The organism is Curvibacter sp. GW821-FHT09D12, assembly GCF_059416245.1.
Genome location: NZ_JBWKOU010000009.1, coordinates 189765 through 213965 on the forward strand (window position 1 = coordinate 189765; position 24201 = coordinate 213965).

Annotated in this window: 17 protein-coding genes; 11 read left to right on the forward strand and 6 right to left on the reverse strand. The window is 66.6% G+C overall.

The window, feature by feature from the left end; translation table 11 throughout:
• Window positions 1-57: 57 nt before the first annotated feature.
• Entirely contained in the window at window positions 58-3915 is a 3858-nt protein-coding gene (locus AC07PT_RS16700; protein WP_494657397.1) for a PAS domain-containing sensor histidine kinase, read from the forward strand.
• Here AC07PT_RS16700 and AC07PT_RS16705 read toward each other — a convergent pair.
• The 3 genes from AC07PT_RS16705 to AC07PT_RS16715 form a co-directional block, all read right to left on the reverse strand.
• Complete coding sequence (locus AC07PT_RS16705; protein WP_494657398.1) at window positions 3899-4471, reverse strand: DUF2242 domain-containing protein; 573 nt, start codon at window positions 4469-4471, stop codon at window positions 3899-3901. The two genes, AC07PT_RS16700 and AC07PT_RS16705, sit on opposite strands and share 17 nt — an antisense overlap.
• 111 nt (window positions 4472-4582) lie before the next feature.
• Window positions 4583-5176: a putative pterin-binding protein gene (locus AC07PT_RS16710; protein WP_494657399.1), complete on the reverse strand. Its 594-nt coding sequence runs from the start codon at window positions 5174-5176 to the stop codon at window positions 4583-4585.
• 84 nt (window positions 5177-5260) lie between these two features.
• Entirely contained in the window at window positions 5261-5602 is a 342-nt protein-coding gene (locus tag AC07PT_RS16715; RefSeq protein ID WP_492346668.1) for an ArsR/SmtB family transcription factor, read from the reverse strand.
• A gap of 141 nt (window positions 5603-5743) precedes the next feature.
• On the opposite strand from AC07PT_RS16715, the gene AC07PT_RS16720 reads away from it, so the two are divergent.
• The 8 genes from AC07PT_RS16720 (at window position 5744) to AC07PT_RS16755 (ending at window position 14375) form a co-directional block, all read left to right on the forward strand.
• Entirely contained in the window at window positions 5744-6799 is a 1056-nt protein-coding gene (locus AC07PT_RS16720) for an efflux RND transporter periplasmic adaptor subunit (protein ID WP_494657400.1), read from the forward strand.
• Between the two features lies 1 nt (window position 6800).
• The gene (locus AC07PT_RS16725; protein ID WP_494657401.1) at window positions 6801-10067 is read left to right on the forward strand and encodes an efflux RND transporter permease subunit; all 3267 of its coding nucleotides are present in this window, start codon (window positions 6801-6803) and stop codon (window positions 10065-10067) included.
• 41 nt (window positions 10068-10108) lie between these two features.
• Window positions 10109-10318: a YgaP family membrane protein gene (locus tag AC07PT_RS16730; protein ID WP_019577041.1), complete on the forward strand. Its 210-nt coding sequence runs from the start codon at window positions 10109-10111 to the stop codon at window positions 10316-10318.
• A gap of 3 nt (window positions 10319-10321) precedes the next feature.
• Window positions 10322-11704 carry a TolC family outer membrane protein gene (locus tag AC07PT_RS16735; protein WP_494657402.1) on the forward strand — a complete coding sequence of 461 codons (1383 nt, stop codon included), beginning with the start codon at window positions 10322-10324 and terminating at the stop codon, window positions 11702-11704.
• A 14-nt stretch (window positions 11705-11718) separates the two neighbouring features.
• Entirely contained in the window at window positions 11719-12051 is a 333-nt protein-coding gene (locus tag AC07PT_RS16740; RefSeq protein WP_492346520.1) for a rhodanese-like domain-containing protein, read from the forward strand.
• Window positions 12052-12079: 28 nt separating this feature from the next.
• Entirely contained in the window at window positions 12080-12529 is a 450-nt protein-coding gene (locus AC07PT_RS16745; protein ID WP_494657403.1) for an OsmC family protein, read from the forward strand.
• A gap of 31 nt (window positions 12530-12560) precedes the next feature.
• On the forward strand, window positions 12561-12941 hold the full coding sequence (locus AC07PT_RS16750) for a rhodanese-like domain-containing protein (RefSeq protein ID WP_494657404.1): 381 nt from the start codon (window positions 12561-12563) through the stop codon (window positions 12939-12941).
• A 162-nt stretch (window positions 12942-13103) separates the two neighbouring features.
• Window positions 13104-14375, forward strand: a complete 1272-nt coding sequence (locus tag AC07PT_RS16755; protein ID WP_494657405.1) for an NAD(P)/FAD-dependent oxidoreductase — start codon at window positions 13104-13106, stop codon at window positions 14373-14375.
• Here the strand turns inward: AC07PT_RS16755 and AC07PT_RS16760 are convergent, their stop codons facing one another.
• On the reverse strand, window positions 14376-15839 hold the full coding sequence (locus tag AC07PT_RS16760; protein WP_494657406.1) for an aminotransferase-like domain-containing protein: 1464 nt from the start codon (window positions 15837-15839) through the stop codon (window positions 14376-14378).
• A gap of 81 nt (window positions 15840-15920) precedes the next feature.
• On the opposite strand from AC07PT_RS16760, the gene ccoG reads away from it, so the two are divergent.
• Window positions 15921-17393, forward strand: a complete 1473-nt coding sequence (gene ccoG, locus AC07PT_RS16765; protein ID WP_494657407.1) for a cytochrome c oxidase accessory protein CcoG — start codon at window positions 15921-15923, stop codon at window positions 17391-17393.
• Between the two features lie 93 nt (window positions 17394-17486).
• On the opposite strand, the gene AC07PT_RS16770 is transcribed toward ccoG, so the two are convergent.
• Entirely contained in the window at window positions 17487-20897 is a 3411-nt protein-coding gene (locus tag AC07PT_RS16770) for a diguanylate cyclase (RefSeq protein WP_494657408.1), read from the reverse strand.
• Between the two features lie 195 nt (window positions 20898-21092).
• On the opposite strand from AC07PT_RS16770, the gene AC07PT_RS16775 reads away from it, so the two are divergent.
• Complete coding sequence (locus AC07PT_RS16775) at window positions 21093-22439, forward strand: voltage-gated chloride channel family protein (protein WP_494657410.1); 1347 nt, start codon at window positions 21093-21095, stop codon at window positions 22437-22439.
• Between the two features lie 34 nt (window positions 22440-22473).
• Here the strand turns inward: AC07PT_RS16775 and AC07PT_RS16780 are convergent, their stop codons facing one another.
• The gene (locus tag AC07PT_RS16780) at window positions 22474-24072 is read right to left on the reverse strand and encodes a methyl-accepting chemotaxis protein (protein WP_494657411.1); all 1599 of its coding nucleotides are present in this window, start codon (window positions 24070-24072) and stop codon (window positions 22474-22476) included.
• Window positions 24073-24201: the final 129 nt, after the last annotated feature.

Genomic DNA, 24201 nt, shown 5'->3' on the forward strand with positions numbered 1-24201 from the left:
GTCGGGCGGCTTTGTCTTCATGTGTTCGGGGCCGGGCCCCTCTCCTGGAACGGTGTAATGGCTCACGAAGAAGCTTTGATGTCCGATGCCGGTGCCGCCATGGCCTTGCTGCGCGCAGACTTGGCGGAGCGTCATTTGCGGCGCCTGGCCTGGCTGGTGTCCGGCAGCGCTCTGCTGATGGGCTTGAGTCAGTGGATTGCGCAAGTACCGTTGTCCTTGGCGGCGCCCGGCCTGCTGGCAGCCCTGTTGGGCGCCGTTGGCACGCTGTTGTGCTTGCGCGCCGCAGCCTGGCGTGCTGCAGCTTGGTGCCTATGGGTGGGGGTCATGGCGTGGATGGCGTGTGCCGCCGTGTTCACCGCGCTGGATCGCTCTTTGCTGGCCGGCGCCTACATCATGATCGGAGCCCTGAGCGGCTGGATGCTGGGCCGTCGGACCATGCTGGCGTCAATGCTGCTGTCCCTGGGGGCCATGCTGGCGTTCGAGCTGCATGGCTTGGGCTCTTTTGCTGAGTTGCCCCTATTGACCTTGCAGCGCACCCTGTCCGGCTGGGTGCTTGCGTTTGGCCTGTGCGCCTATCTTTTCTACCAGGTGTTTCGCGATGGCGAACAGCAACTGATCGGTCTGGCCCTGGCCCGTCAACGCTACGAGGCGCGCAGCCGTCACTTCGAGAACATCGCCGAACACGTGCCCTCCATGCTCTCGCACTGGGGCCAGGACGGGCGCTGCCGGTGGGTCAACCAGCGCTATGCCAAGGCCCTGGGCCGGCATCCGACAGAGCTGGTGGGCTGCCGCATGCAAGATCTGTGGGATGCAGACATCTGCGACACGATGCGTCCCTTGATCGAGCGCGTGCTGCGTGGCGAGGACGTGCGCGAGGAAATCGTCGTGTCCTGGGGGGGCCAGTCACCCCGAACCATCTTGTTGCATCTGGTGCCCGAGCGTGCGGGTTCCCTCCCTCAGACGGCAGGCGAGGGGGAGCCAGCTCAGGCCCCAGGCGCCGTGATCGGCTGGTTCGGCCAGATGCGCGACATCACGCGGCAGCATCGGCAGGCCCAACTGGTGCTTGAAAGCCGCCAACGCTGGCGGCTGGCCGTTGAAGTGGCCGGTCTGATCTATTGGGAGCTGGACCGTGCCACCGATCTGGTGCGCTGGGGCGCCGATGACGAGCAACCCCTGCGCATGAGCCACAGCCCGTTGGCCAGCCTGGTGTCGCCCTGGAATTGGTCTGAGTTCTCTCGCCAGTTCATCCACCCCGATGACCAGCCCGCCGTTGCACGGGCGGTCGAAGAGGCCTGGATCAGTGGTCTTCTGAACACCCAGTACCGCCTTCTTGCACCCACGGGTGACCTTCAGTGGGCATTGGTCAGGGCCCAGGTTGTTCGTGACCCGGATGGGGCGCGCATGGTAGGCGTGTGGCAGAACATCACGGCTGCAGAGCTGGCGCGAGAGGCCCTGGTGCTCAGTGAAACCCGGCTGCAGGCCTTGTTGGACAACACGCCCGCGGTGGCCGTGCAACAGTACGACCTGCAAGGCCGTGTGCTGTATTGGAACAGTGCCTCCGAGCAGTTCTATGGGATCGCCAATCCCAGGGCCCTGGGGCAGACCCTGCCAGACCTGGTGCCGGGTTGGGCCGACGCCAGCTCGGCCGGCCGCGTCCAATGGCAGCAGGCTTTCCAGCAGCTGTGCCACGAAGGCCCGGCGCAGAGTTTTGAGTTGGGCATCACCACCCCCGACGGTGAGCCTCGCTGGCAGCTGTGTTCGCTGTTTCGCCTGCCCGAGTTCGATGGCCAGGTGCGTCTGGTGTGCATGGGCATCGACATCACCGAGCGGCATCGGGCCGAAGAAGCCTTGCGCGCGCTGCAGCAAGGCTTTGAATCGGCCTTCTATGGCAGCCCCACGCCGGCCCGCATTTTCTCCACCCTCGATTTCGGGCACACGCTGGCTTGCAACGACGCCCTGTGCCGCCTGGTGGGGCACTCCCGCGAGCAATTGCTCAGCCACAACATCCGTGACCTGAACCTGCATGCCGACACACCGGCGCGAGACCGCTTGCTGCAGCGCCTGCAACGCGAAGGGCGGATCGAAGGGCTTGAAATGGACCTGCGCCACCCTTCGGGTGAGGTTCGCACCGTGCTCACCTACATGCAGCCCGTGTCCTGGCAAGGGCAGGCGGCGTGGCAAAGCCAACTGGTGGACATCACCGAGCGCAAACGGGCCGAAGAAGAGCTGCGCAACAGCCGGCGCCTGCTGGAGCGCGTGGTCGACGCCATCCCCATGGGCATCTTCGTCAAGGACACCGAGTCCAACTACCTGCTGGTCAACCAGTGGATGGCCAACTTCATGGGCAGCACCAAGCAACAATTGCTGCAGCACACCAATGCCCTGCCTGTGGCCCAGCGGGTGCGCAGCAAATCACTCGACGACGATGATTGGGTTTATCAACACCGGCAGACCTTGGTGCAGCCTGAAGCTGAGCTGGCCGGACCCGATGGCGCCATGGTGCCCTTCCACAGCGTCAAGATCCCGTTGTTCGATGAGTCCGGCGAGCTCACCGGCCTGTTGGGGGTCAACCGCAGCATCGTCGAAGAAAAAATGGCCCAGGCCTCGCTGCAAGCCAGCGAGCGACGCCTGGCACTGCTGTTCCAGGATTCCCCGGCCGCCCTGGCCGTGATCGGCGACAGCGGGCTCTACCTCGACGTCAACCGCAGCTGGCTGCGCCTGTTTGGCTATGCGCCCGAACAGGTGGTCGGCCATGGTTCCACCGAGTTCGGTCTGTTTGTCTCGGCGCTGGACCGTGACCGTCTGTATGAAACCTTGCGCCGTGACGGCGCAGTTGACGAATTGGAGATTGCCCTTCGGCGCAGCAATGGCGAGGTCCTCGACTGTGTGGCCTCCGGCCGCACCCTCGATCTTGAAGGCCAGCGCAGCTACCTGTTCGGCATTGTGGACATCACCGACCAACGCCGAGCCCGTCAACAGATGGAGCAGATGAACCACCTTCTGGAGGCCGCGGTCACCCAACGCACCCAGGCCCTCACCCAAGCCAACCACGAGCTGACCGAGGCACTGGCTTCGCTGCACAGCACCCAGGACGAATTGCTGCGATCGGAAAAGCATGCGGCCCTGGGGCGCATGGTGGCTGGGGTGGCCCATGAGCTCAACACCCCGATCGGCAACAGTGTCTTGGTCGCCACCACGCTGCGCTCCGAGGTCGAGCAATTCGGGCGTGTGGCCAGCCAGGGGCTCACCCGAAGCGGCCTGGCCCTTCACGTCAGCCAGACCCACGACGCGGTGGGCATGCTGCTCAAGAACCTCAGCCGCGCCGCGGATCTGATTGCCACCTTCAAGCAGGTGGCGGCCGACCAGACCAGCCTGCAGCGGCGCCATTTCATGTTGGATGAGGTGGTGCGCGAGATCCTGCAAATGCACCAGCCCACGCTGCGCCGCGGCGGTCTGCAGGTGGTGGCCCAGGTGCCTGGCGATCTGCAGTTCGACAGCTACCCGGGGCCTTTGGGGCAGGTCTTGCTCAATCTGCTCAGCAATGCCATTGAGCATGCCTACGAAGACCGCCCCCCTGGGCAGGTGCAGATCCGGGCCTGGAGCCTGCCGCAGGGCCGGGTGCGCCTGGAGGTGCGCGACCAGGGGCGGGGCATGTCGGCCGACACCCTGCGGCGCATCTTCGATCCGTTCTACACCACCCGTCTGGGGCGGGGCGGCACCGGCCTGGGGCTGGCCATCTGCCAGACCCTGGTGACCCGTGTGCTGGGGGGCAACATCACCGTGCAAAGTGAGTTGGAGCAGGGCACCTGCTTCTGCATCGATCTGCCCTTGCACGCGCCGGTGGTCGGTACCCCGGGGCTCGCCGAACTGCCGGGGCAGGCCTTGCCGGCCGCGGGCTTCATCGCAGGTCCTTGACCTCGCGGCTCACCAGTCCAAAAAACCGGTCGTAAAACGTGGCCGCCAGGATCGTCTCCGAGCCCACCTTCACCATCGAGTCCTGGGTTGACGACAGCGGCAGTGAAATGGAGCCGATCGCGCTCACCCCCACGCTGGTGGCCGAGCTGCTTTTCTTCACCGCATAGCGGTCTTGTTGCGCCGTCACATAGGCGGTGGCGATGTTCTTGTCGCGTCCGTCTGGCACGCACACGATGGTGAAGGTGATCTCCAGATGGGTGTCGCCATCGGGCTGAAAGCTTTTCTGCCCATTGATGCTGGAAGGTTTGGCCTGGGTGATCACATAGCCCTGGCTCAACAAGGCGCGGCGAGCCGCTTCGCAGGTGGTCTCCGCACTGGCATCAAACAGGCGCGAGAAATTCTCGTTGGGCTGAAACTGCTCCGCCTGGTAGGCCGAGTGGCCCGGCGCAGGTTTGCTGCCGCTCAACAGGCTGCAGCCCGACAAGGCCAGCAGCAGGATCAGGGGCAGGGCGGCCCGGTGGGCCAGATGCACAGGCGGCAACGAAAACAGGGTCATGGGAACGATGAAGCCGACAGGTTGGAGGGCTGAGCCCCATCCGGCATTATTGCGCCATCCTGCCACCCATCTGCCCAGCGGGCGCTAAACCCAGCGCCCGCGAGCCGTCGTTCACGCAGGCTTGACGCCGATGTGGTAAAGGCCCCAAGGGCACTTGGCAAAGCCTTCGTTCAGCGGCTTGCCCTTGAGCGAAGGGATGTTTTCGGGGTCGTACACCGCCCATTGCGGTCCCAGCCCACCCAGGCCCATCGGCTTGCCATCCAGGTGGGTGGCCACGATCATCTGGCGGTCGCGGATCTCGGCCACCGTCAGCATCACGTTGTAGCCGTCCACGGCCCGCAGTTCGATCGGGCGGTTGGCCTGCAAGGTCACACCGGCGGCTTCCAGCACCGTGGTCAGCAGCGGGCCGCTCAGCTCATGGGGTTTGCTGTCGTATTCCAGGCGGGGCCGGATGCTGATCGCTGGCAGCCGGGCCAGGCTGCTGGCGGTGAAGGTGGTGGCCTGTTTGAACTCGATGCCTTGCTTGGCCATCATCTGGTCCAACGCGTGGTCGAGGGCACCCCGGTTGGGCTTGCCCACCGCACCTGTCACGGTCAGCAGCACGGGCTCTGCGCTGGCCGCAGGCTGGGCCCGGGCCGGTGCGTTCAGGGTGCCGAGGGCCAGGCCGGTCAGGCCGGCCAGGGTCATGAAGTCTCTTTTTTCCATGGTGTTTCTCCGCGCCGCTTCGGGCGCGCACCATTTTGCCTGCCGTTGGTATCGGCTTCAATGTGACCCGGGGTGCACAGGGGCTCAATCGGCGTCGCGCGCGAACACGGTGTGTCGCTTCTGGGCCCGCTCGTATTGGCGCGCGATGCTGCCGCACACCAGATCGCACAGCTGGTAGACCGATTCATCCGCAATGCGGTAGTAAACGCTGGTGCCGCGCGCCTCGCGGCTGACCAGGCCGTGCTTGGTCAGGTGGCTCAGGTGGCGCGAGATGTTGGCCGGCGTGAAGCCGCAGGCCTGGGCCAGGTCGCCCACATTGTGCTCACCACCGCGCAGCAGGTTCAGCAGTTGCAAGCGGGTCGGTTCCGACAGCACCTGAAAGTAGGCGGCGACCTCTTCCAAGGCCTCTTGCGGCATGTTTTCCATCGTCAGTTCTTCCATGACCAGCAGCCGGCCATGGCGGCCAGCTTCACTGGTTTTGAATACTATCACTTGCTTATTTAACTGAATAGCTAAATAATGAATAAAGCGCATCGCCATGCCTCTCTTCGTCGAAAGCCTTTGTCCATGAAACTCCGACCCCTTGCCACTTTGGCGCTCTCTCTGGGCCTGCTTGCCACCCTTCCGCTGGGGGCGGCTGAGCGGGTGGCACTGCGGTCGGTGCCGGTCGCGGTGGTGAAGGGCGCGGCCCAGGCCACGGCCCTCGATGCGGTGGTGGAGGCTGGGCGCCAGACCGTGATTGCCGCCCAGGTCCAGGGGGCCATCGTGGCTTTGCCGGTGAAGGCGGGTGACACCGTCAAGACCGGTCAGTTGCTGATGCGCCTGGACGCACGGGGCGCCCAATCGGGGGTGGACGTGAGCCAGGCCCAGTTGGAAGCGGCCAAGGCCCTGGCCGCCCAGGCCCTGCGTGAACACCAGCGGCAGAAAGCCTTGTTCGAGCAGCAATACGTCAGCCAGGCCGCCCTGGAGCGCAGCCAGGCCGCCCTGCAGGCGGCCGAGGCCCAGGTGCGTGCCACCTCTGCACAGACTGCGGCCGCGCACACCCAGTCGGGTTACTACAGCGTGAGCGCACCCTATGCGGGCGTGATCAGCGAGCTCCCCCTGTCCCTGGGCGACCTGGCCTCGCCAGGGCGACCTTTGCTCACCCTGTTCGATCCGGCCTCACTGCGCATCAGCGTGCAAGTGCCCGAGTCGCTCGCCTCCGGCCTGACCGCTTCCAGCGCTTTGCAGGGGCAGATCAGGGTGCTGGTGGACGGCGTGCCGGCGTTTGTGGCGCCGCAGTGGCAGTGGTTGCCCGCAGTCGACCCGATCAGTCATACCCGCACGCTGCGCCTGACCCTGCCTGCCGACCGGTCTGGCGCGCTGGCCCCGGGCCGCTTTGCCCGCGTCTGGCTGCCAGCTGCAGGGGCCGGTGCGGCACCTGCCAGGCTGTATGTGCCGCAAACGGCCGTGCTGCGGCGGGCAGAGTTGCAGGCGGTGTATGTCCTCGCGGCGCAGGGTCGCCCGGTGCTGCGTCAGGTGCGCCTGGGCGAAGCCCGCGGCGATCAGGTGGAAGTGTTGTCAGGCCTGCGCGAGGGCGAATCCGTGGCCCTCGATCCCCAGGCTGCGGCCCAGGTGCGCTGACATGAACCACCCCAAGCATGACGCCCCCCGCCTGGGTCTGGCGGGCCGCACCGCAGCGTTGTTCCAGAGCGCTCAGATCACCCCCCTTCTGGCCCTGGTGGCCTTGCTGCTGGGCCTGTTCGCCGTGCTGGTCACCCCGCGTGAGGAAGAACCCCAGATCAACGTCACCATGGCCAACGTGCTGATTCCCTTCCCGGGGGCCAGCGTGGCCGATGTCGAGCAGATGGTGGCCACGCCGGCTGAGCAGGTGCTGGCGCAGATGGCCGGCACCGAGCACGTCACCTCGGTGTCGCGCCCCGGCCTGGCCGTGGTCACCGTTCAATTCAAGGTGGGCGTGTCGCGCACCGAGGCGCTGGTGCGCCTGCACGACACCGTGCGCAGCCACAACGACTGGCTGCCGCCCGGATTGGGCGTGCTCGAACCCCTGATCAAACCCAAAGGCATCGACGATGTGCCCATCGTGAGCCTGACCCTGTACAGCCCCGATCCTGCCATCGGTGCCTACGACCTGGAGCGTGTCGCACACAGCCTGGAGCTGGAACTCAAGCGCGTGCCTGGCACCCGCGAAGTGCGCAGCCTGGGGGGGCCGGGTCATGCCGTGCAGGTGCAATTGGACGTGGCGCGCATGGCCGCCCTGGGCATCACCCTGGACGACCTGCGCCGGGCCCTTCAAGGGGCCAACCAGGGCGCTCCTCTGGGTGATCTGCTGCAGGCCAACCAAGCGCTGGCGATCGAAGCCGGCCCTTACCTGGGCAGTGCCCGTGAAGTGGCCGATCTGGTGGTGGCGGTGCGAGAAGGCCGGCCTGTGTTCCTGCGCGATGTGGCTGAGGTGCGCGATGGCGCCCCGGCGGCCACAAGCCTGGTGTGGCATGGCTTGGGCGCAGGGCAGGGCACTGACGCCAAGGCGGTCGGCAGCGAATACCCTGCTGTCACGCTGGCCATCACCAAGAAGCCTGGCGAAAACGCCATCGACGTGGCCAACGGCGTCATGGCCCGCGTGGCCCAGCTGCGCAACACCCTCATCCCCGAGGCCGTGCAGGTGGCTGAAACCCGCAACTACGGCGCCACCGCCAACGACAAGGCACAAAAGCTGATCCAGAAGCTGCTGTTCGCCACCGCCTCGGTGGTGGCCCTGGTGTTCGTCGCGCTGGGCCGGCGCGAGGCGGCCATCGTCGGCAGCGCCGTGATCCTCACCCTCACCGTCACCCTGTTCGCTTCCTGGGCCTGGGGCTTCACCCTCAACCGGGTGTCGCTGTTCGCGCTGATCTTCTCCATCGGCATCCTGGTCGATGACGCCATCGTGGTGGTCGAGAACATCCACCGCCACCAACTGCTGCACCCCGGCAAGACCCTGGCCGAACTCATTCCTGGCGCGGTGGATGAAGTGGGGGGCCCCACCATCCTGGCCACTTTCACCGTGATCGCCGCGCTGCTGCCCATGGCCTTTGTCAGCGGCCTGATGGGCCCCTACATGAGCCCCATCCCCATCAATGCCAGCATGGGCATGCTGCTGTCGCTGCTGATCGCCTTCATCGTCACGCCGTGGTTGTCGCTCCTGTGGATGAAGCCCCATGCCTCAAGCACCGGGGCGGCCAGCGCACAGGGTTCCGCCACCGGCCTCGCATCGCGCCTGGAGCAGGGCTTTCATCGCGTCTTCACCCCTTTGCTCGACGAGCAGCGGGGCGCCCGCAACCGCCACCTGCTGGGCTTGGCGGTGGCCGGCCTGATCGCCGTGTCGGTGGCCTTGCCGGTCGCGGGCCTGGTGGTGCTCAAGATGCTGCCCTTTGACAACAAGTCCGAGTTCCAGGTCGTGGTCGACCTGCCCGCTGGCACGCCAGTTGAGCAGACGGCGGCCGTGTTGCATGAGCTGGGGGTCTTTCTGGCCCAGCAACCCGAGGTCACCGACTACCAGGCCTATGCCGGCACGGCGGCCCCGATCAACTTCAATGGCCTGGTGCGCCAGTACGACCTGCGCGCCAGCAGCGAGCTGGGCGATCTGCAGGTCAACCTGGTCGACAAGCACCACCGCAGCGAGCAAAGCCATGCGATTGCCAGCCGCCTGCGTCCGGCGCTGCAGCAGATCGGCCAACGCTTCGGTGCCAACGTCAAGGTGGTTGAAGTGCCCCCGGGCCCCCCGGTGCTGGCTCCGCTGGTGGCCGAGATCTATGGCCCCACGGCTGAAGGCCGGCTCAGCCTGGCAAGGCAGGTGCGAGCCATCTTCAGCCAGACCGAATCGGTGGTCGATGTCGACGACTCTTCCATCGCCGTGGCCCCGCGCAAGCTGGTGCTGATCGACCGGCCAAAGGCCGCCGCCGCGGGCATCCCGCAGGCCGCCATCGTGGCCACCTTGCGCGCTGGCCTCAGTGGCGAAGCCGCCACCTACCTGCGCGATGCCAGCAAGTACCCCACGCCGGTGCTGCTGCGCCTGCCCCCGGAGCGTCAGGGCGATCTTGAGGCCCTGCTGCAGCTGCAGGTGCGCGGCCCTTCGGGCCGGGCGGTGGCCATCCGCGAGCTGGTCCGCCTGAGCGACAGCCAGCGTGAGCAGCCGGTCTATCACAAGGATCTGCAGCCCGTGAACTTCGTCACCGGTGACATGGCCGGCCGCATCGACAGCCCCTTGTATGGTCTGTTCAAGATGCGCCGTTCCATCCAGGCCCTGGTGTCACCCGGCGGCGCTGCCTTGCAGGAGTACTTCATTCAGGCCCCAGCCGAGTCGCAGCGCGACTACGCCCTCAAATGGGATGGCGAGTGGCAGATCACCTACGAGACCTTCCGCGACATGGGTGCCGCCTATGGCGTGGGCCTGATCCTGATCTACCTGCTGGTGGTGGCCCAGTTTGGCTCCTACCTCACGCCCTTGATCATCATGGCGCCGATCCCGCTCACCATCATCGGCGTGATGCCCGGGCATGCCTTGCTGGGGGCCCAGTACACCGCCACCAGCATGATCGGCATGATCGCGCTGGCCGGCATCATCGTGCGCAACTCGATCTTGCTGGTCGATTTCATCCACCTGCAAGTGGGCGAGGGCGTGCCTTTCAAGCAAGCCATCGTCCACTCGGCCGTCACCCGGGCCCAGCCCATTTTGTTGACCGGGCTGGCCGCGATGCTGGGTGCGTTTTTCATCCTCGATGACCCCATCTTCAACGGCCTGGCCATCTCGCTGATCTTCGGCATCGGCGTTTCCACGCTGCTGACCCTGGTGCTCATTCCCACGCTGTACTACGCGGCCTACCGGCGGCGTTTCGCAGCGCCTTCTTCGAGCTGAACCTCGACCTGACCTTCGACCTGAATCCAAGGAGCTTTCTCATGAAATCGTGGCAAATCGTGCGCCTGGTCGCCGGCACCTTCATCCTGCTGTCATTGGCCCTGGGGGTGCCTGGCAGCCCCTTGTTCCTCAGCACGTGGTGGCTGGCATTCACCGCCTTCGTGGGCCTCAATCTGCTGCAAAGCGCCATCACCCACTGGTGTCTGATGGAAAGCATCCTGCGCAAGCTGGGTGTGCCGGGCGGCTGCTGAGCCATGCGAACGGCCAAACCCCTGCTGGCGGCGGCGGCCCTGTTGGCCTCGCTGTCTACCCCGGCTGCCGATCTGCTGGAGGTCTGGCGCGCCGCCAGCCAGAACGATCCCGAAGCGGCCCGGGCGCTGGCCCAGGGCGGGCAGGCCGCGCCCCGGCGTGAGCAGGCACGGGCACTGTGGCGACCTGGGGTTGAAGTCACGGGTGGCGCCGGCCTGATGACGGCCAGTTCGGCCATGAACGGTGCGAGCTTTTCGGCCCCCGGCTTTGGCCAGTCCACCGGGGTCGCGTTCGGTACCTCGGTGAACGGTGGCCGGGCCAGTCAATGGACGCTGGGCCTGCGCCAACCCCTGATCAACGGCGAGCGCGCTGCCCGCAGCACCCAGTTGGAGCAGGCCGCCGAGGCCGCCGAACTGGAGGCCCGCCTCACGCGTCAGGACCTGATGCTCCACACCAGCCAGCGCTACTTCGACGCCGTGCTGGCGGCCCGGCGCCTGAGCCTGTTGCAAAAGCAGCAGCAGGCCGTGCAGCGCATGCTGACCGAGGCCCAAGACCGCTTCCGCCTGGGCGATGCCCCGGTCACCGACATCCACGAGGCCGAGGCCCGGGCCCAAGGCCTGCAGGCCCAGGCCCTGGAGGCCGACAACGCCTTGCAGGTGGCGCTGGCCGCGCTGCGTGAGTCCAGCGGGCTTCCTGGCCTGCAACTGCCCCTGGCCCAGCCCTCGGCGGCCGACCTCCCGGCGCCGCCGGCAGCGCTGGAGCAGGTCCGCGATCAGGCCTTGGCCGGCCACCCGGGCCTGGCTTTGCTGCAGGCCCGCGTGGCCGTGGCCGAGGCCGAGGTGCGCAGCCTTGACGCAAGCGCCTCGGCCTCGCTGGACCTCGTGGCCCAGGCCACGCGTCAGCACCTGACGGGGTCGGGTGACTATGGCCAGGCCAGCAACGATGCCCGCCAGCAGATGATCGGCCTGCAGCTGCGGGTGCCCCTGTACACCGGTGGCTGGCGTGATGCCCGCCAGCAAGAGGCCTTGCGCGGCGTGGAGCAGGCCCGCGCGGAGCTGGATCAGGCCCGCCTGCAGATCAGCCAGCAAAGCCGCTCGGCCTGGTTGACCTTGAGCACCGCGCCCGGGCGCGTGGCCGCCTTGCAGGCCAGCCTCAAGGCCGCCAATGCCCGCCTGGCGGCCACACGGCTGGGGCGCAGCGTGGGCGACCGCACCACGTTGGATCTGCTGAATGCCGAAAATGACCACATGGCGGCCGAGTTGGGCCTGATGCAAGGGCGCATCGAAGTGTTGCAGCAGAGCCTGGCGCTGGACGCCCTGCTGGGCCGCCTCGATGAGGGCAGCCTCGCCCGATTGAACGCCCGGCTGGCCCTCAACCCTGATCTTTGACGGAGTGTCTTGCCATGAACTGGTTTTCGAAAATACTCGGCGGCGGAGACCGTGCGGCCGCTGAACCCTGGCCCGAAGAGGCCCTGATCGTCGATGTGCGCAGCCCTGGCGAATTCCAGTCGGGCCATGTCGAGGGGGCCCTGAACCTGCCCCTCAATGAACTGCCTCGGCTGGCAGGCTCACAGTTGCCCGACAAGGGCCGGCCTCTGGTGCTTTACTGCCAATCGGGCATGCGCTCGGAAAGCGCCCGCCAGTACCTGCAAAGCTGCGGGTACACCGGGCTCTTCAATGGGCGCAGCCCCGGTGCTGTGGCCCTCAGGCTACAAAGGCCCATCGTTCGCAACTGAATCCCCCGTCCATTTTTTGCGAGTGCCCATGTCTGAAAACACCTTGACCACCGTCGAACTGCGGCAGCAAAGCGATTACCAGTTCCAGATCCATTTCGGGCCTGCCCTACCGCCGCTGCTGGGCGACGAACCTCCGCCCCTGGGGCAGGGCGCCGGCCCCACGCCGGCGCAGTTGCTGGCGGCGGCCGTCGGCAATTGCCTGAGCGATTCGCTGCTGTTTGCCTTGCGCAAGTTCAAGCAGGCGCCTGAGCCCATCCAAAGCCGTGTGCAGGCCGAAATCGGCCGCTCACCTGATGGCCGCCTGCGCGTGCTGCGCATGCAGGCCACCTTGCAGCTCGGCGTCCCTCGGTCACAGCTTCAGCACCTCGATCGGGTGCTGGACCAGTTCGAATCCTTCTGCACCGTCACGCAAAGCGTGCGGGCCGCCATTCCCATCACGGTGGAGGTGCTGGACGCCGATGGCCAGCGCCTCAAGTGATCCCTGCCTGCTTTTCTCAACGGAGCTTCCCATGAAAACCCCTCTGGATCTGGTCCAGGCCGCCAAGGCCCGCATCACCGAAATCAGCGTCGACACGGCCGATCAGGCCCTGCGTGACGCTGACGTGTTGATCGACGTGCGCGAAGCCGACGAGTTTGCCGCCGGCCACATTCCGGGTGCCGTGCATTTTTCGCGTGGCATGCTGGAGTTCAAGCTGGCCGCCGACCCTTCGCTGCAGCGCCGCGACCTGCAGATCGTGCTGTATTGCAAGACCAGCGGGCGTGCCGCACTGGCGGCCGCCTCGCTGCTGGACATGGGCTATGTCCATGTCAAGTCGATTGCCGGTGGCTTTGACGCCTGGGCCGCGGCCGGCAAGCCGGTCAACAAGCCGGCGTCACCTGCATTCGGCTGACCCTTGAACTGAAGGCACCCCTGGGTGCCTTTTTGCTGTCTTTTATTTAATTGATCAAGCAAATGGCTACGTAAGCAATCAGTCGTCATCAGGGATCAGCAGCCACAGAGCTGCAGCCCAGTCCGTGCACAGGCCTGTGCAAGCAACCTCAGGAGACAAACCATGGCCCATATCGTGATTCTTGGCGCAGGGACCGGCGGCATGCCGGCGGCCTATGAGCTGCGCGAAAAACTTCCATCCGAACACCGCATCACGGTGATCAATGCGCTGGACTATTTCCAGTTCGTGCCCTCCAACCCCTGGGTGGCGGTGGGCTGGCGTGAGCGCGCAGCCATCACCTTTCCGATTCGGCCCTACCTCGAAAAAAAGGGCATCGATTTCGTGGCCCAGCAGGTCACCCGCATCGATGCCGAGGGCAACAGCCTGACCCTGGCCGATGGCGCCGGCCTGGCCTATGACTACCTGGTCATCACCACGGGGCCGAAGCTCTCCTTCGACGAGGTACCCGGCTCCGGCCCGGAGGGCCATACCCGCTCCATCTGCAGCGTCGATCACGCCGAGCAGACCTGGGGGGACTATCAGCGCTTTCTCGAAGCCCCTGGGCCGGTGGTGGTCGGTGCCATGCCGGGTGCGTCCTGCTTCGGACCGGCTTACGAGTTTGCGTTCATCCTGAACCGGGACCTGCGCAAGCGTCGCCTGCGCCACAAGGTGCCCATGACCTATGTCACCAGCGAGCCCTACATCGGCCACCTGGGGCTGGGCGGGGTGGGCGATTCCAAATCGATGCTTGAAAGCGAGCTGCGCAACAACGACATCAAATGGATCACCAATGCCAAGGTCACCCGGGTCGACGCCGGGCGCATGTTTGTCACTGAGCTTGACGATGCGGGGCAGGTCAAGAAAGAGCACGAATTGCCTTTTGCCTTCAGCATGATGCTGCCGGCCTTCAAAGGTGTTGAGGCGGTGGCCGCCGTCGAAGGCCTGTGCAATCCGCGCGGCTTCGTCCTGATCGACGAACACCAGCGCAGCAAACGCTACCGCAATATTTTCTCGGCCGGCGTGTGCGTGGCCATTCCTCCTGTCGAAGTCACGCCGGTCCCCACGGGCGCGCCCAAGACCGGCTACATGATCGAGACCATGGTGACCGCCATCGTGCACAACATCGCCGCTGAGCTGGCTGGCCAGCCTGCCCAGGCCAAAGGCAGCTGGAACGCCATCTGCCTGGCCGACATGGGCGATACCGGGGCCGCATTCGTCGCTCTGCCGCAGATTCCGCCGCGCAACGTCAACTGGTTCAAGAAGGGCAAGTGGGTGCACCTGGCCAAGATCGCGTTCGAGAAATATTTTCTGTACAAAATGAAAACCGGCAGCTCCGAGCCGGTGTACGAGAAGTACATGCTCAAGGCCCTGGGCATCGAGCGGCTGGGGCCCTGATCAGCCCGCCGGCGATGCCGCACCTGCAGCCCCGGGGAGGGCGCGGCACAGCCCCGTGGCCAGGTGCCCCAGGGTGCGCAGTGCGCCGTCAAAGCGCGCGTCTCCGGGGTGGCCGATGTTCAGGCGCAGGTGGTGGCTGAAACGGCGGTCGGCCGAGAACAGCACGCCGGGCGCGCAACTGATGCCCTGCAGGCGGGCCAGCTCGTGCAGACGCAGGGCATCGACCTGAGGCGGCAACTCAAGCCAAAGAAAATAGCCGCCGGCCGGGCGTGTGACCCGCGTGCCCACTGGAAAGCTCTGGTCGATCAAGGCCAGGGCGTGGGCGTGCTGGGCCGCCAGCGCCGCGCGCAGGTGGCGCAGGTGGCGGTCGTAGCCGCCCTGCGCCAGGTACTCGGCCAGGGCACGCTGAGGTGGCAGCGAGGTGGCCAGCGAACTCATCATCTTCAGCCTTTGCACGGCGGCCCCGTGGCGGCCGGCAGCGGCCCAGCCCACCCGGTAACCGGGGGCCAGGCACTTCGAGAACGATGAGCAGTGCAGTACCAGCCCCTGGCGGTCGAAGGCCTTGGCGGGCAGCGGGCGCTGCACCCCGGTGTGCAGCTCACCGTACACATCGTCTTCGATCAGGGCGACGTGGTGCCGCGCCAGCAGGTCCACCAGGGCCTGCTTGCGATCCGTCGGCATCAGGGCCCCCAGCGGGTTCTGGAAATTGGGCATGAACCAGCAGGCCGCCACTTTCTGGCGCTGCAGCAGTTCCTCCAGTGCGGTCAGGTCCACGCCGTGTTGCGGGTCGGTCGCCACTTCGACCGCGCGCAGGTTCAGCCGCTCCAGCGCCTGCAGGGCCGCATAGAACGTGGGCGACTCCACCACCACCACGTCGCCGGGCTGCGTCACGGCCTGCAGGCACAGGTTCAAGGCCTCCATGGCACCGTTGGTGATGACCAGCTCGTCTTCGGCCAGCGCAATGCCCTGCAAGGTGTAGCGCCGCAGCAGGGCCTGGCGCAGCCCCTCATCGCCCGCGGTCAGGGCGTTGGTGATCTGCACCGGTTTGACCCGGCGCATCGCCCGCGCGCCGCAGCGCGCCAGGCTGTCAAAAGGAAACAGGTGGGGCGCTGGAAAGGCAGAGCCCAGGGGCACCACCTCGGCGTCGCGCGTGCTGCCCAGCAGGGCAAACGCGAGTTCGCTCACGGCCACCGGCTGTGCTTCGGCCTGGGGTGCTGCCGTCAGGGGCATGGCGCGGGCCGCCCGGGCTTGGGCCCGCACGAAAAAGCCCGAGCGTGGGCGGGTCTCGACCAGGCCCCGCGACTCCAGCAGCGCGTAGGCCTGGAACACGGTGGACGGGCTCACGCCGCGGCGCTGGCAGGTTTCGCGCACTGAGGGCAGTCGCTCGCCCGCGCGCAGCACACCGCTGCGAATGCCTTCGGCCAACGCTTCGGCCAGTTGTTCGTAGCGGTGCAACTCGCGCATGGGGCATTCCAATCTGATCTTGTTGAATTTCAATAAATCTGCATCTTAAGGATCAGATGAAGACGTTACACGATCAGGGGCATGTCTGATCTGTCTCATCTGCCTGCTCATACCCTGCACCTGGCCCGTTCTGCCGGCCCCGGCTTGCCCCCCGAAATCCCCGGTCTGGCCGACGGCCTGCGCATCCAGGCGCGCTCGGTTCAGGGGGCCTTCACGCGCTGGCGCTGGGCCTTTGTGTGGGCCACCCAACTGTTGTTCTACGGCTTGCCCTGGGTGCTCTGGGAGGGACAGCCCGCGGTCTGGTTCGATCTGGACGGTCGCCGTTTCCACCTGCTGGGGGCGGTGCTGTTTCCGCAAGATCTGATCTACCTCACCGGCTTGCTGGTGTTCAGTGCCTTGTTGCTGTTCCTGGCCACCACCCTGGCCGGGCGGGTGTGGTGTGGTTTCAGCTGTCCGCAAACCGTGTACACCGAGATCTTCCAATGGGTTGAGCACCACACCGAGGGCGACCGCCAGGCCCGCCTGAGGCTGGATGGTGCCGCCTGGGGCCCGAGCAAGCTGCTGCGGCGTGGCGGCAAGCACGGTGTCTGGGCGCTGATCGGCCTGTGGACGGGCATCACCCTGGTGGGGTATTTCACGCCCATCCGGAGCCTGTTGCCTGCGGTGGTCCAGGCCACGCTGGGCCCCTGGGAGGCCTTCTGGGTGCTGTTCTATGGGGCCGCCACCTACCTGCATGCCGGCGTGCTGCGCGAGAAGGTGTGCCAGCACATGTGCCCCTACGGGCGCTTTCAGGCCGCCTTGATGGACCGCGACACCCTGATCGTGGCCTACGACCGCCCCCGTGGCGAACCGCGAGGCTCGCGCCCGCGCGGGACCGATGCCCGGGTGCTGAACCAGGGCGCCTGCGTCGATTGCACCCTGTGCGTGCAGGTCTGCCCGGTAGGCATCGACATCCGCCAGGGCCTGCAGGCCGCCTGCATCGCCTGCGGGGCCTGCATCGACGCCTGCAACCGCGTGATGGACCAGTTGAAGGCCCCACGTGGTCTGATCCGCCTGAGCACGCCGCGCAGCCTGGAAGGCGACCGGGTCAGCCCACCGGGCGCCCCGTGGTGGCGGTCCCTGGCTCGCCCGCGGGTCTGGGTCTATGGCGGGCTGCTGAGTCTGGTGGGGGTGGCCCTGGTGTGGGGCTGGCTGCAGCGCCCGACCCTGCGCCTGAACGCCATGCGCGACCGCAGCGTGATGACGCGCCAGGTGGGGCAGGGCGAGGTGGAGAACCTGTACCGGCTGCAACTGATGAACGCCAGCGGCCAGCCCCAACGCGTGATGCTGCACGTCAGCGGGGCCCAGGGCTTGACCCTGCTCGATGCCGAGCCGGTGCTGCTGGCGCCTGCCGGTGCCCAAACCCAGTCGGTGCGGGTGCGCATGGCCTCAGCCCAGGCCTTGTCGCTGGCGGGCCAGATCGTGCCGATCCGCTTTGAGTTGCGGTCCGAGCCTGATCGCGGTGACGCGGGCCTGCGTGCCGACACGGCGTCCACCCTGGTGCTGCCGCGCTGACGGGTCTGAAGGGCCTGACCGGCATTCGAACACGGTGCCGCCGGACACCGTGCCGCGGGGCCCATGGCGTGCCTGGGCGGGCGCCCCCCGGGCTCAGTGTGGGGCCTCGAACGCCACCTGGTTGCGTCCTTGGTGCTTGGCCTGGTAGAGCGCGTTGTCGGCCAGGGCCAGCACGTGGGCCGAATCCTGATGCAGCAGGGTCAGCCCGATGCTCACGGTCAGCCGCACCGGCACGGCCGAGCCCACGTCGACCGGGCTGTCGGCCACCGCGGCCCGCAGGCGCTCGGCAATGGCCAGACCCTGTTCGGCGGTGGTCTGGGGCAGCAGCACGCCGAACTCCTCGCCCCCAAGCCGGCCGGCCAGGTCACCTTCGCGCAACAGATGGTGCTGGAGCAAGCGCCCAAAGTGGACCAGCACCGCATCGCCCGCGGCATGGCCTCGGCTGTCGTTGATGAGCTTGAAATGGTCCAGGTCGAGCATCAGGAAGCAGCCCCCATCGCCTCCTTGGGTCACCGCGGCCACGGCCCGCTCCATCTGCTCGATGAAACTGCCGCGGTTGCTCAGCCCGGTCAGGGAGTCTGTGGCGGCGAGCCGGCGCAGATCCCGCTCCCGGCGCCGGTGCCGGGTGATGTCGTGAACAATCCACAGCCAGCCTTGTTCCGCGCCTTCATGGCCCAGGCGGATCTGCTCGATGCTCATCGTGCGGCCATCAGGCAACTCGAGTTCCTGCCCGTTGAGCGAGCCTTCCAGTGTCTGCCGCAGCGGCCGGCTGCGCAGCACGCAGCGCCCGACGCGCCGACGAACATCCACCCGCGACAGGCCGATCAGTTCCTCAGGCGTGCAACCGTCGCCGATCAGTTCGCACAGTGCCGGGTTCACGGTCAGCACCGAACCGTCGGCGTCTTGCACCAGCACGCCGCCGGGGAAGTGTCGGATCACCTCCAGCAGGTGGGTGCGGGCCGCACCCAGGGCCTGTTCGGCCTGGCGCTGCTCGGTGGTGTCCACCAGGGTCCAGATCAGTGCGCCATCGGGTTGCAGTGGGTTCAGCAAGGTGCCGCGGATCGAGAACCAGCGCAATCCGCCGCCGGCCACGCGCAGCGGGCTGTCCACCTGCACCTCTTGGCCGGTGCGTACCGCGGGGTACTGCAGGCCGAAAGTGTCATATGAGGCTTCGTCGGGGTGGATGAAGCGGATATCGCGCCCCACCAAGGGCAAGCCACCGTCTGAGAAGGTGTCGACCGCCCGCTGGTTGCAAAGCTGGATCCGGCGATCTGGGCCCACGATGAACAGGATGGCCCCGGCGTTGTCAAGCAAGGCTTGGCGCAACTGGGCGTCGGCCATGCGCTGACTGATGTCGCTCAGGGTACCGATCACCAGGTTGGACGGTTGGCGCCCACCTTGTGCGACCCGGCCACGCAGCTCCACCCAGCGCCAGTTTCCGCCCGCGGTGCGCATGCGCAGCTCCAAGCCGAAGACCTCGCCCAGTGTCCTCTGATGCTGCAGCTGGGCGATCACGCGTTCGCGATCCTCCGGGTGCAGCTGGTCTGCCCAGGCATCGAACCGGATGCGGTGGCCCTGGGCCGGGTGGTCCAGGATCTCCATGCACCGTGCGTCAAGCTGGACGTGATTTTTCACGCTGTCCCAGCTCCACAGGCCATCGCGCACGGCAGCCACCGTCAGGCGCAGGCGTGCTTCGCTCCGGCGCAAGGCCTCCAGCACCTCATGGCGTTCGGTCATGTCTTGGCTGTACCCGTGCCAAAGGGTGCCGCCGTCGGCCTCTCGCTCGGGGTTGGCGCTGCCGGCCATCCAGCGGATGCCGCCGTTTTCCAGCAGCAGCCGGTATTCGGCGTGCCAGGGGGTCAGATCGCGTGCCGACTGGGTGATCCCCTGAATCAGGGCTTCCTGGTCCGCTGGGTGGACCCGTTTGAGCACGGGCCTGGCATCATGCCGCACCGCCTCGGCGGTGACGCCAAACAGTCGTTCGATGCCTGGGCTCGCATAGGGGATGCTGGCCCGTTGCTGCCCATCCACCCGGTACTGGTACACCACCCCAGGCACCTGGGCCACCAGTTTGCTGAGGCGCTTTTGGAGTTCATTGCGCGCTGCTTCGGTCTGGCGCTGGGCCGTGATGTCCTGCAGCGTGCCGTGCAGCTTCGATGGACGTCCGGCGGCATCGCGTTGGGTGCATCGGCCCTGCCAGTGGATCCAGCAGGCCATGCCATGCCGGCCCCACATCCGGATCACGTGTTCGAACCGGTCGCTACCGCCGCTGAGGTGGGCCTCCAGGGCGGCCCGAAAGCGGCTCGACTCGAGTGCATCGGCCTGGCGCGACAGGCCCTCCAGGCTGGGTTCAAGTTCACCGGGTTCCAGGCCCAGGGTGTCAGCCAGGCGGGTGTCCAGGCTCAGCACACCGGTCCTCACGTCCAGTGCCCAGGCCCCCAAGGCGCCCCCTTCCAGAGCCAGCTCATAGCGCTGATGTTGCAGCTGCAGCGCATGTTGCTCACGGTGGACCCGGGCAAACAAGAAGGCAATCCAAGCGGCACTGGCCAGCAGCAAGGCCGTGGCCAGGCCGTTGCGCAGACGGCTGTCGCGGATGTTGCGGTCCACCCCGGCCAGGGCGCTCTCACGTTCCAGCCCCACGCTTACCAGCACCGGATAGTCGCGCAGACGCTGCCAGGCATAGAAGCGCTCGACGTTGTCGATACCCGAGGTGATCTGGTATTCGCCATGGCTCAGCTCCGGGTGAGTCATGAAAGCGCGGTCCGCTGGCACGCTGCGCGTCATGCTCAGATCTTCCTGGCGCGAGCGGGCCAGGTAGGCCCCATCCCGATGGGCCAGCAGGGCCACATCGTTGCCGCCGGTCAGGGCCTCGCGCAGCTTGGCAGACAGGTAGCTGGGGGGCACGGACAACACCACCACGCCGTTGAATTTGCCCTGGCGCAGCACCGGGTAGGTGAACTGCAAGGTCCAACGCCCCGAAATGCGGCCCAGCACCGGATGGCTGATGAACAGCGCGGGTGGGGCGCCTCGGGTGTGGGCGCGGAAATGTGCGCGATCTGCGATCGAGACTGCCGGGCGGGGCATGCCCTGGCTCTGGGTGGAATACACCACCTGGCCGGTGGCGTCTGCCACAGCGATCTGCACCAGGCTGCCCTCAGGGAAGCTCTGCATGGCCGATTGCACGGCCCGCATGCGCCGGGTGTGGCCCGGGTCGGGTTCGCCCTCCAATTGGGCCAACGTCCGGGCCAGGTAGTCCAGGCCGGCCACCTGCGTTCCTACCTGGGTGGCCATGGCGCGTGACAACTGCACGGCACGCAAACGGATCTGGGCCTGTGCGCTGTCCAGTTGCTCGGACTGGTCGTGCAACAACTGCACCCAATACAGGGCACAGGCGAGCAGCAGTACCAGCAAGGCAAACCATGTCCTGCCAAGCCCATGCTGGCGTGTGGGTGGCAAGGGCGGCTCGGTCAGGCCCTGGATTCGTGGGCTGTCGGATGCGATCAAGGTCGTGGGGGCTTTCAGGGCTCGGCCTCTTCGCAAATTGTAATGAGAAGTTACGAGCATCCTACACTGCGCTTTGACCGTCCAGAGCGAAGCAAGCCCTGTCGGCGCTACGGATTTGCCCGGGCCCTTTGCTAAGATCCGGCGGCGCCGGCTTGCGAGCCCCGACCCTCCTTCCGCTCACCGAAGCCTTCCACGATGAACGAGCAATTTGCACTCTTTCCGCTCACCCTGCGCTGGCTGTTGCTGGCTTGTGTGGTGGGCTTGCTGGCGGGCTCGGCCTCGGCCTTGTTTCTGGTCTTGCTGGAAGCCGCCACCCAATGGCGTGAGGCCCATCGCTGGATCGTCTGGGGCCTGCCGCTGGCGGGTTTTGCCGTGGGCTGGGTGTACTTGCGTGTGGGGCAGCCCGTTGAGGCGGGCAACAACCTGTTGATCGACGAGATCCATGATCCCCGCCAGGTGGTGCCCTTGCGCATGGCGCCGCTGATCCTCCTGAGCACCGTCATCTCGCACCTGTTTGGTGCCTCGGTCGGGCGTGAGGGCACCGCCGTGCAGATGGGAGGCTCGCTGGCTGACCAGATCACCCGCCTGTTGAAGCTGCAGGCCACCGAGCGCCGCATCGTGCTGATGGCGGGCATCAGCGCGGGCTTTGCCTCGGTTTTCGGGACCCCGTTGGCCGGGGCCGTGTTCGCACTCGAGGTGCTGGCCATCGGCCGGCTGCGCCACGATGCCCTGCTGGCCTGCGCACTGGCCGCCGTGGTGGGCGATCAGGTCACCACGCTGTGGGGCGTTCACCACACCCATTACGCGGCGGGCCTGATCCCGGCCCTGGGGGGCTGGAGCCTGGCTGCGGTGTTGCTGGCGGGGGTTCTTTTCGGGCTGGTGGGCATGCTGTTTGCCAATGGCACGCATGCGCTGTCGGGCCTGTTCCGCAGGCACGTGGCCTATGCACCGCTGCGCCCCCTGGTGGGCGGTCTGCTGGTGGCCGCGGCACTGTGGTGGCTGGATGCCTGGCGCTATGCGGGCCTGGGCATCCCAGTGATCGTCGAGGCCTTTCAGCACCCCCTGGCCCCGTGGGATTTCGCCGCCAAGATGGCCTTCACCATCGTCTCTTTGGGCAGTGGCTTCAAGGGCGGGGAGGTGACGCCGCTGTTCTACATCGGTGCCACCCTGGGCAATGCGCTGGCGCCGCTGCTGCAGTTGCCGCTGGGCTTTGTGGCGGCGCTGGGCTTCGTGGCCGTCTTTGCCGGGGCGGCCAACACGCCGTTGGCCTGCACCTTCATGGCCATGGAGCTTTTTGGCGCCGACATTGGCGTCTATGCGCTGCTGGCCTGCGTGATGGCCTATCTGTTCTCCGGCCACACCGGTATCTACCGCTCGCAGCGGGTGGGGCAGGGCAAGTGGCGCCTGCCGGTGCTGCAGGGGCTGCCCAAGGGGCTCAAGCTGGGCGACTTCAAGGCCCTGTCTCTGCATCACCGGCAGCATGATCAGGCCTCATCCGGGTCGCCGGGGGCGGCCGACACCCAGGCGTCCAAGCCCGACTGAACCCGACCGGACTCGAACAGTCCGGCGCCGGGCGTCAGCGCAGCAGCGGGCGCTGGTGCGAGCCCTGGGCCAGCGCCGGGGCGCCCTGGCGCAGCCGGAAACGGCCCACCGTGTCGGCCAGCCGGGCCGCCTGCTCGCGCAGGCTTTGCGCCGCTGCGGCGGATTCTTCCACCAGCGCTGCGTTCTGCTGGGTCATCTGATCGAGCTGCGTGACCGAGGTGCTGACCTGGCGGATGCCATTGGATTGCTCCACCGAAGCGGCGGTGATCTCGCCAATGATGTCGCTCACCCGCTGCACGCTGTTGACGATGTCCTGCATGGTGCTGCCAGCCTCCTGGACCAGGCGGGTTCCGTCGCTGACCTTCTCGACCGAGGTGCCGATCAAGCCCTTGATCTCGCGCGCTGCCTGGGCACTGCGCTGGGCCAGGTTGCGCACCTCGCCCGCCACCACGGCAAAGCCCCGACCTTGTTCGCCGGCACGGGCCGCTTCCACAGCCGCATTCAGCGCCAGGATGTTGGTCTGGAAGGCAATTCCGTCGATCACGCCGATGATGTCGTTGATCTTGCGTGAGCTTTGGTTGATCTCGTCCATGGTCGAGACCACCTTGGACACCACCTCACCGCCCCGCGCCGCCACGGAGGCCGCGGTACTGGCCAACTGGTTGGCCGTGCTGGCGGCATCGGCCGACTGGTGCACTGTGGCGCTCAGTTGCTCCATGGCACTGGCGGTCGATTGCAAGTGGGTGGCCGTGTCTTCGGTGCGGTGGCTCAGGTCGGCGTTGCCCGAGGCGATCTCGCCTGTGGCGGTGGCGATGTGGTCGGCCACCTGACGCACATCGAGCAGGGTGGTTTCCAGTGCCGTGCGCATGCTCGACAGGGCCTGCAGCAGTTCGCCGGTCTCGTCGCCGCTGTGCACCTGGATCACGTTGCCGGACAGGTCCATGTTGGCGATCTTGTGGGCCACTTCACGGGCGTCCTGCAGCGGGCGGGTGATGCTCAGCGAAATGCGCCAGGCCAGCAGTGCCGCCAGCAGGATCGAACCGGCACACAGCGCGGTGAGCAAGGTGGTGGCCTGGGTGCTGGCTGAACGGATGCGCTCGCCCGCGTCGTCCAGCCGCTGGCGCTGGCGCGACAGCAACTCCTTGATCTTGCCGTCAGTGGCCGTGGACACCGGCAGGTACTTGTCGTTGAACATCTGCTCGGCACCCGCGGCGTCGCCCGAGGCCTTGAGCTTGTTGATCTCGTCGCGCACGGCCAGAAAGACCTTGCGGTGCTCGCCGATCTCGGCAAACAGCTGCTTGTCGCCTTCGTCAACCAGTCGTTCCTTGATCTGTTGCTGCTGCACGCTGGACTGCTTGCTGCCTTCGATGGCAATCGCGCTGAACAGCGTGGCCAGGGCCGGGTCGTTGCTTTTCACCGTGGCGGTCGTGCGTTGCACGGCATTGGTGAAGTTGCGGTACCAGTCGCTGGCAATGCGCTCGATGGCCAGCGATTGATCGAACATGGTGTTCATCTCCTGCGTGATGGCGCGCAGCTTGAAGATGCCATACAGCCCGCTGCATAGAAACAGCGCAAGAATGAGGCAGAGCAGGGAGGCCAGCTTTTTGGCGATCGACAGGCGGGTGGTGAACATCGTGCAGGGTCTGGGATTGGAATGAAAAACGACCAGATCGTCCGGGGACGGTCTGGCCGCTGCATGGGGCGGCTGGCGCGCACCAGCCACCAGGGACGGCATGCCGCATTCAAGCAATCGCCGTGCCGG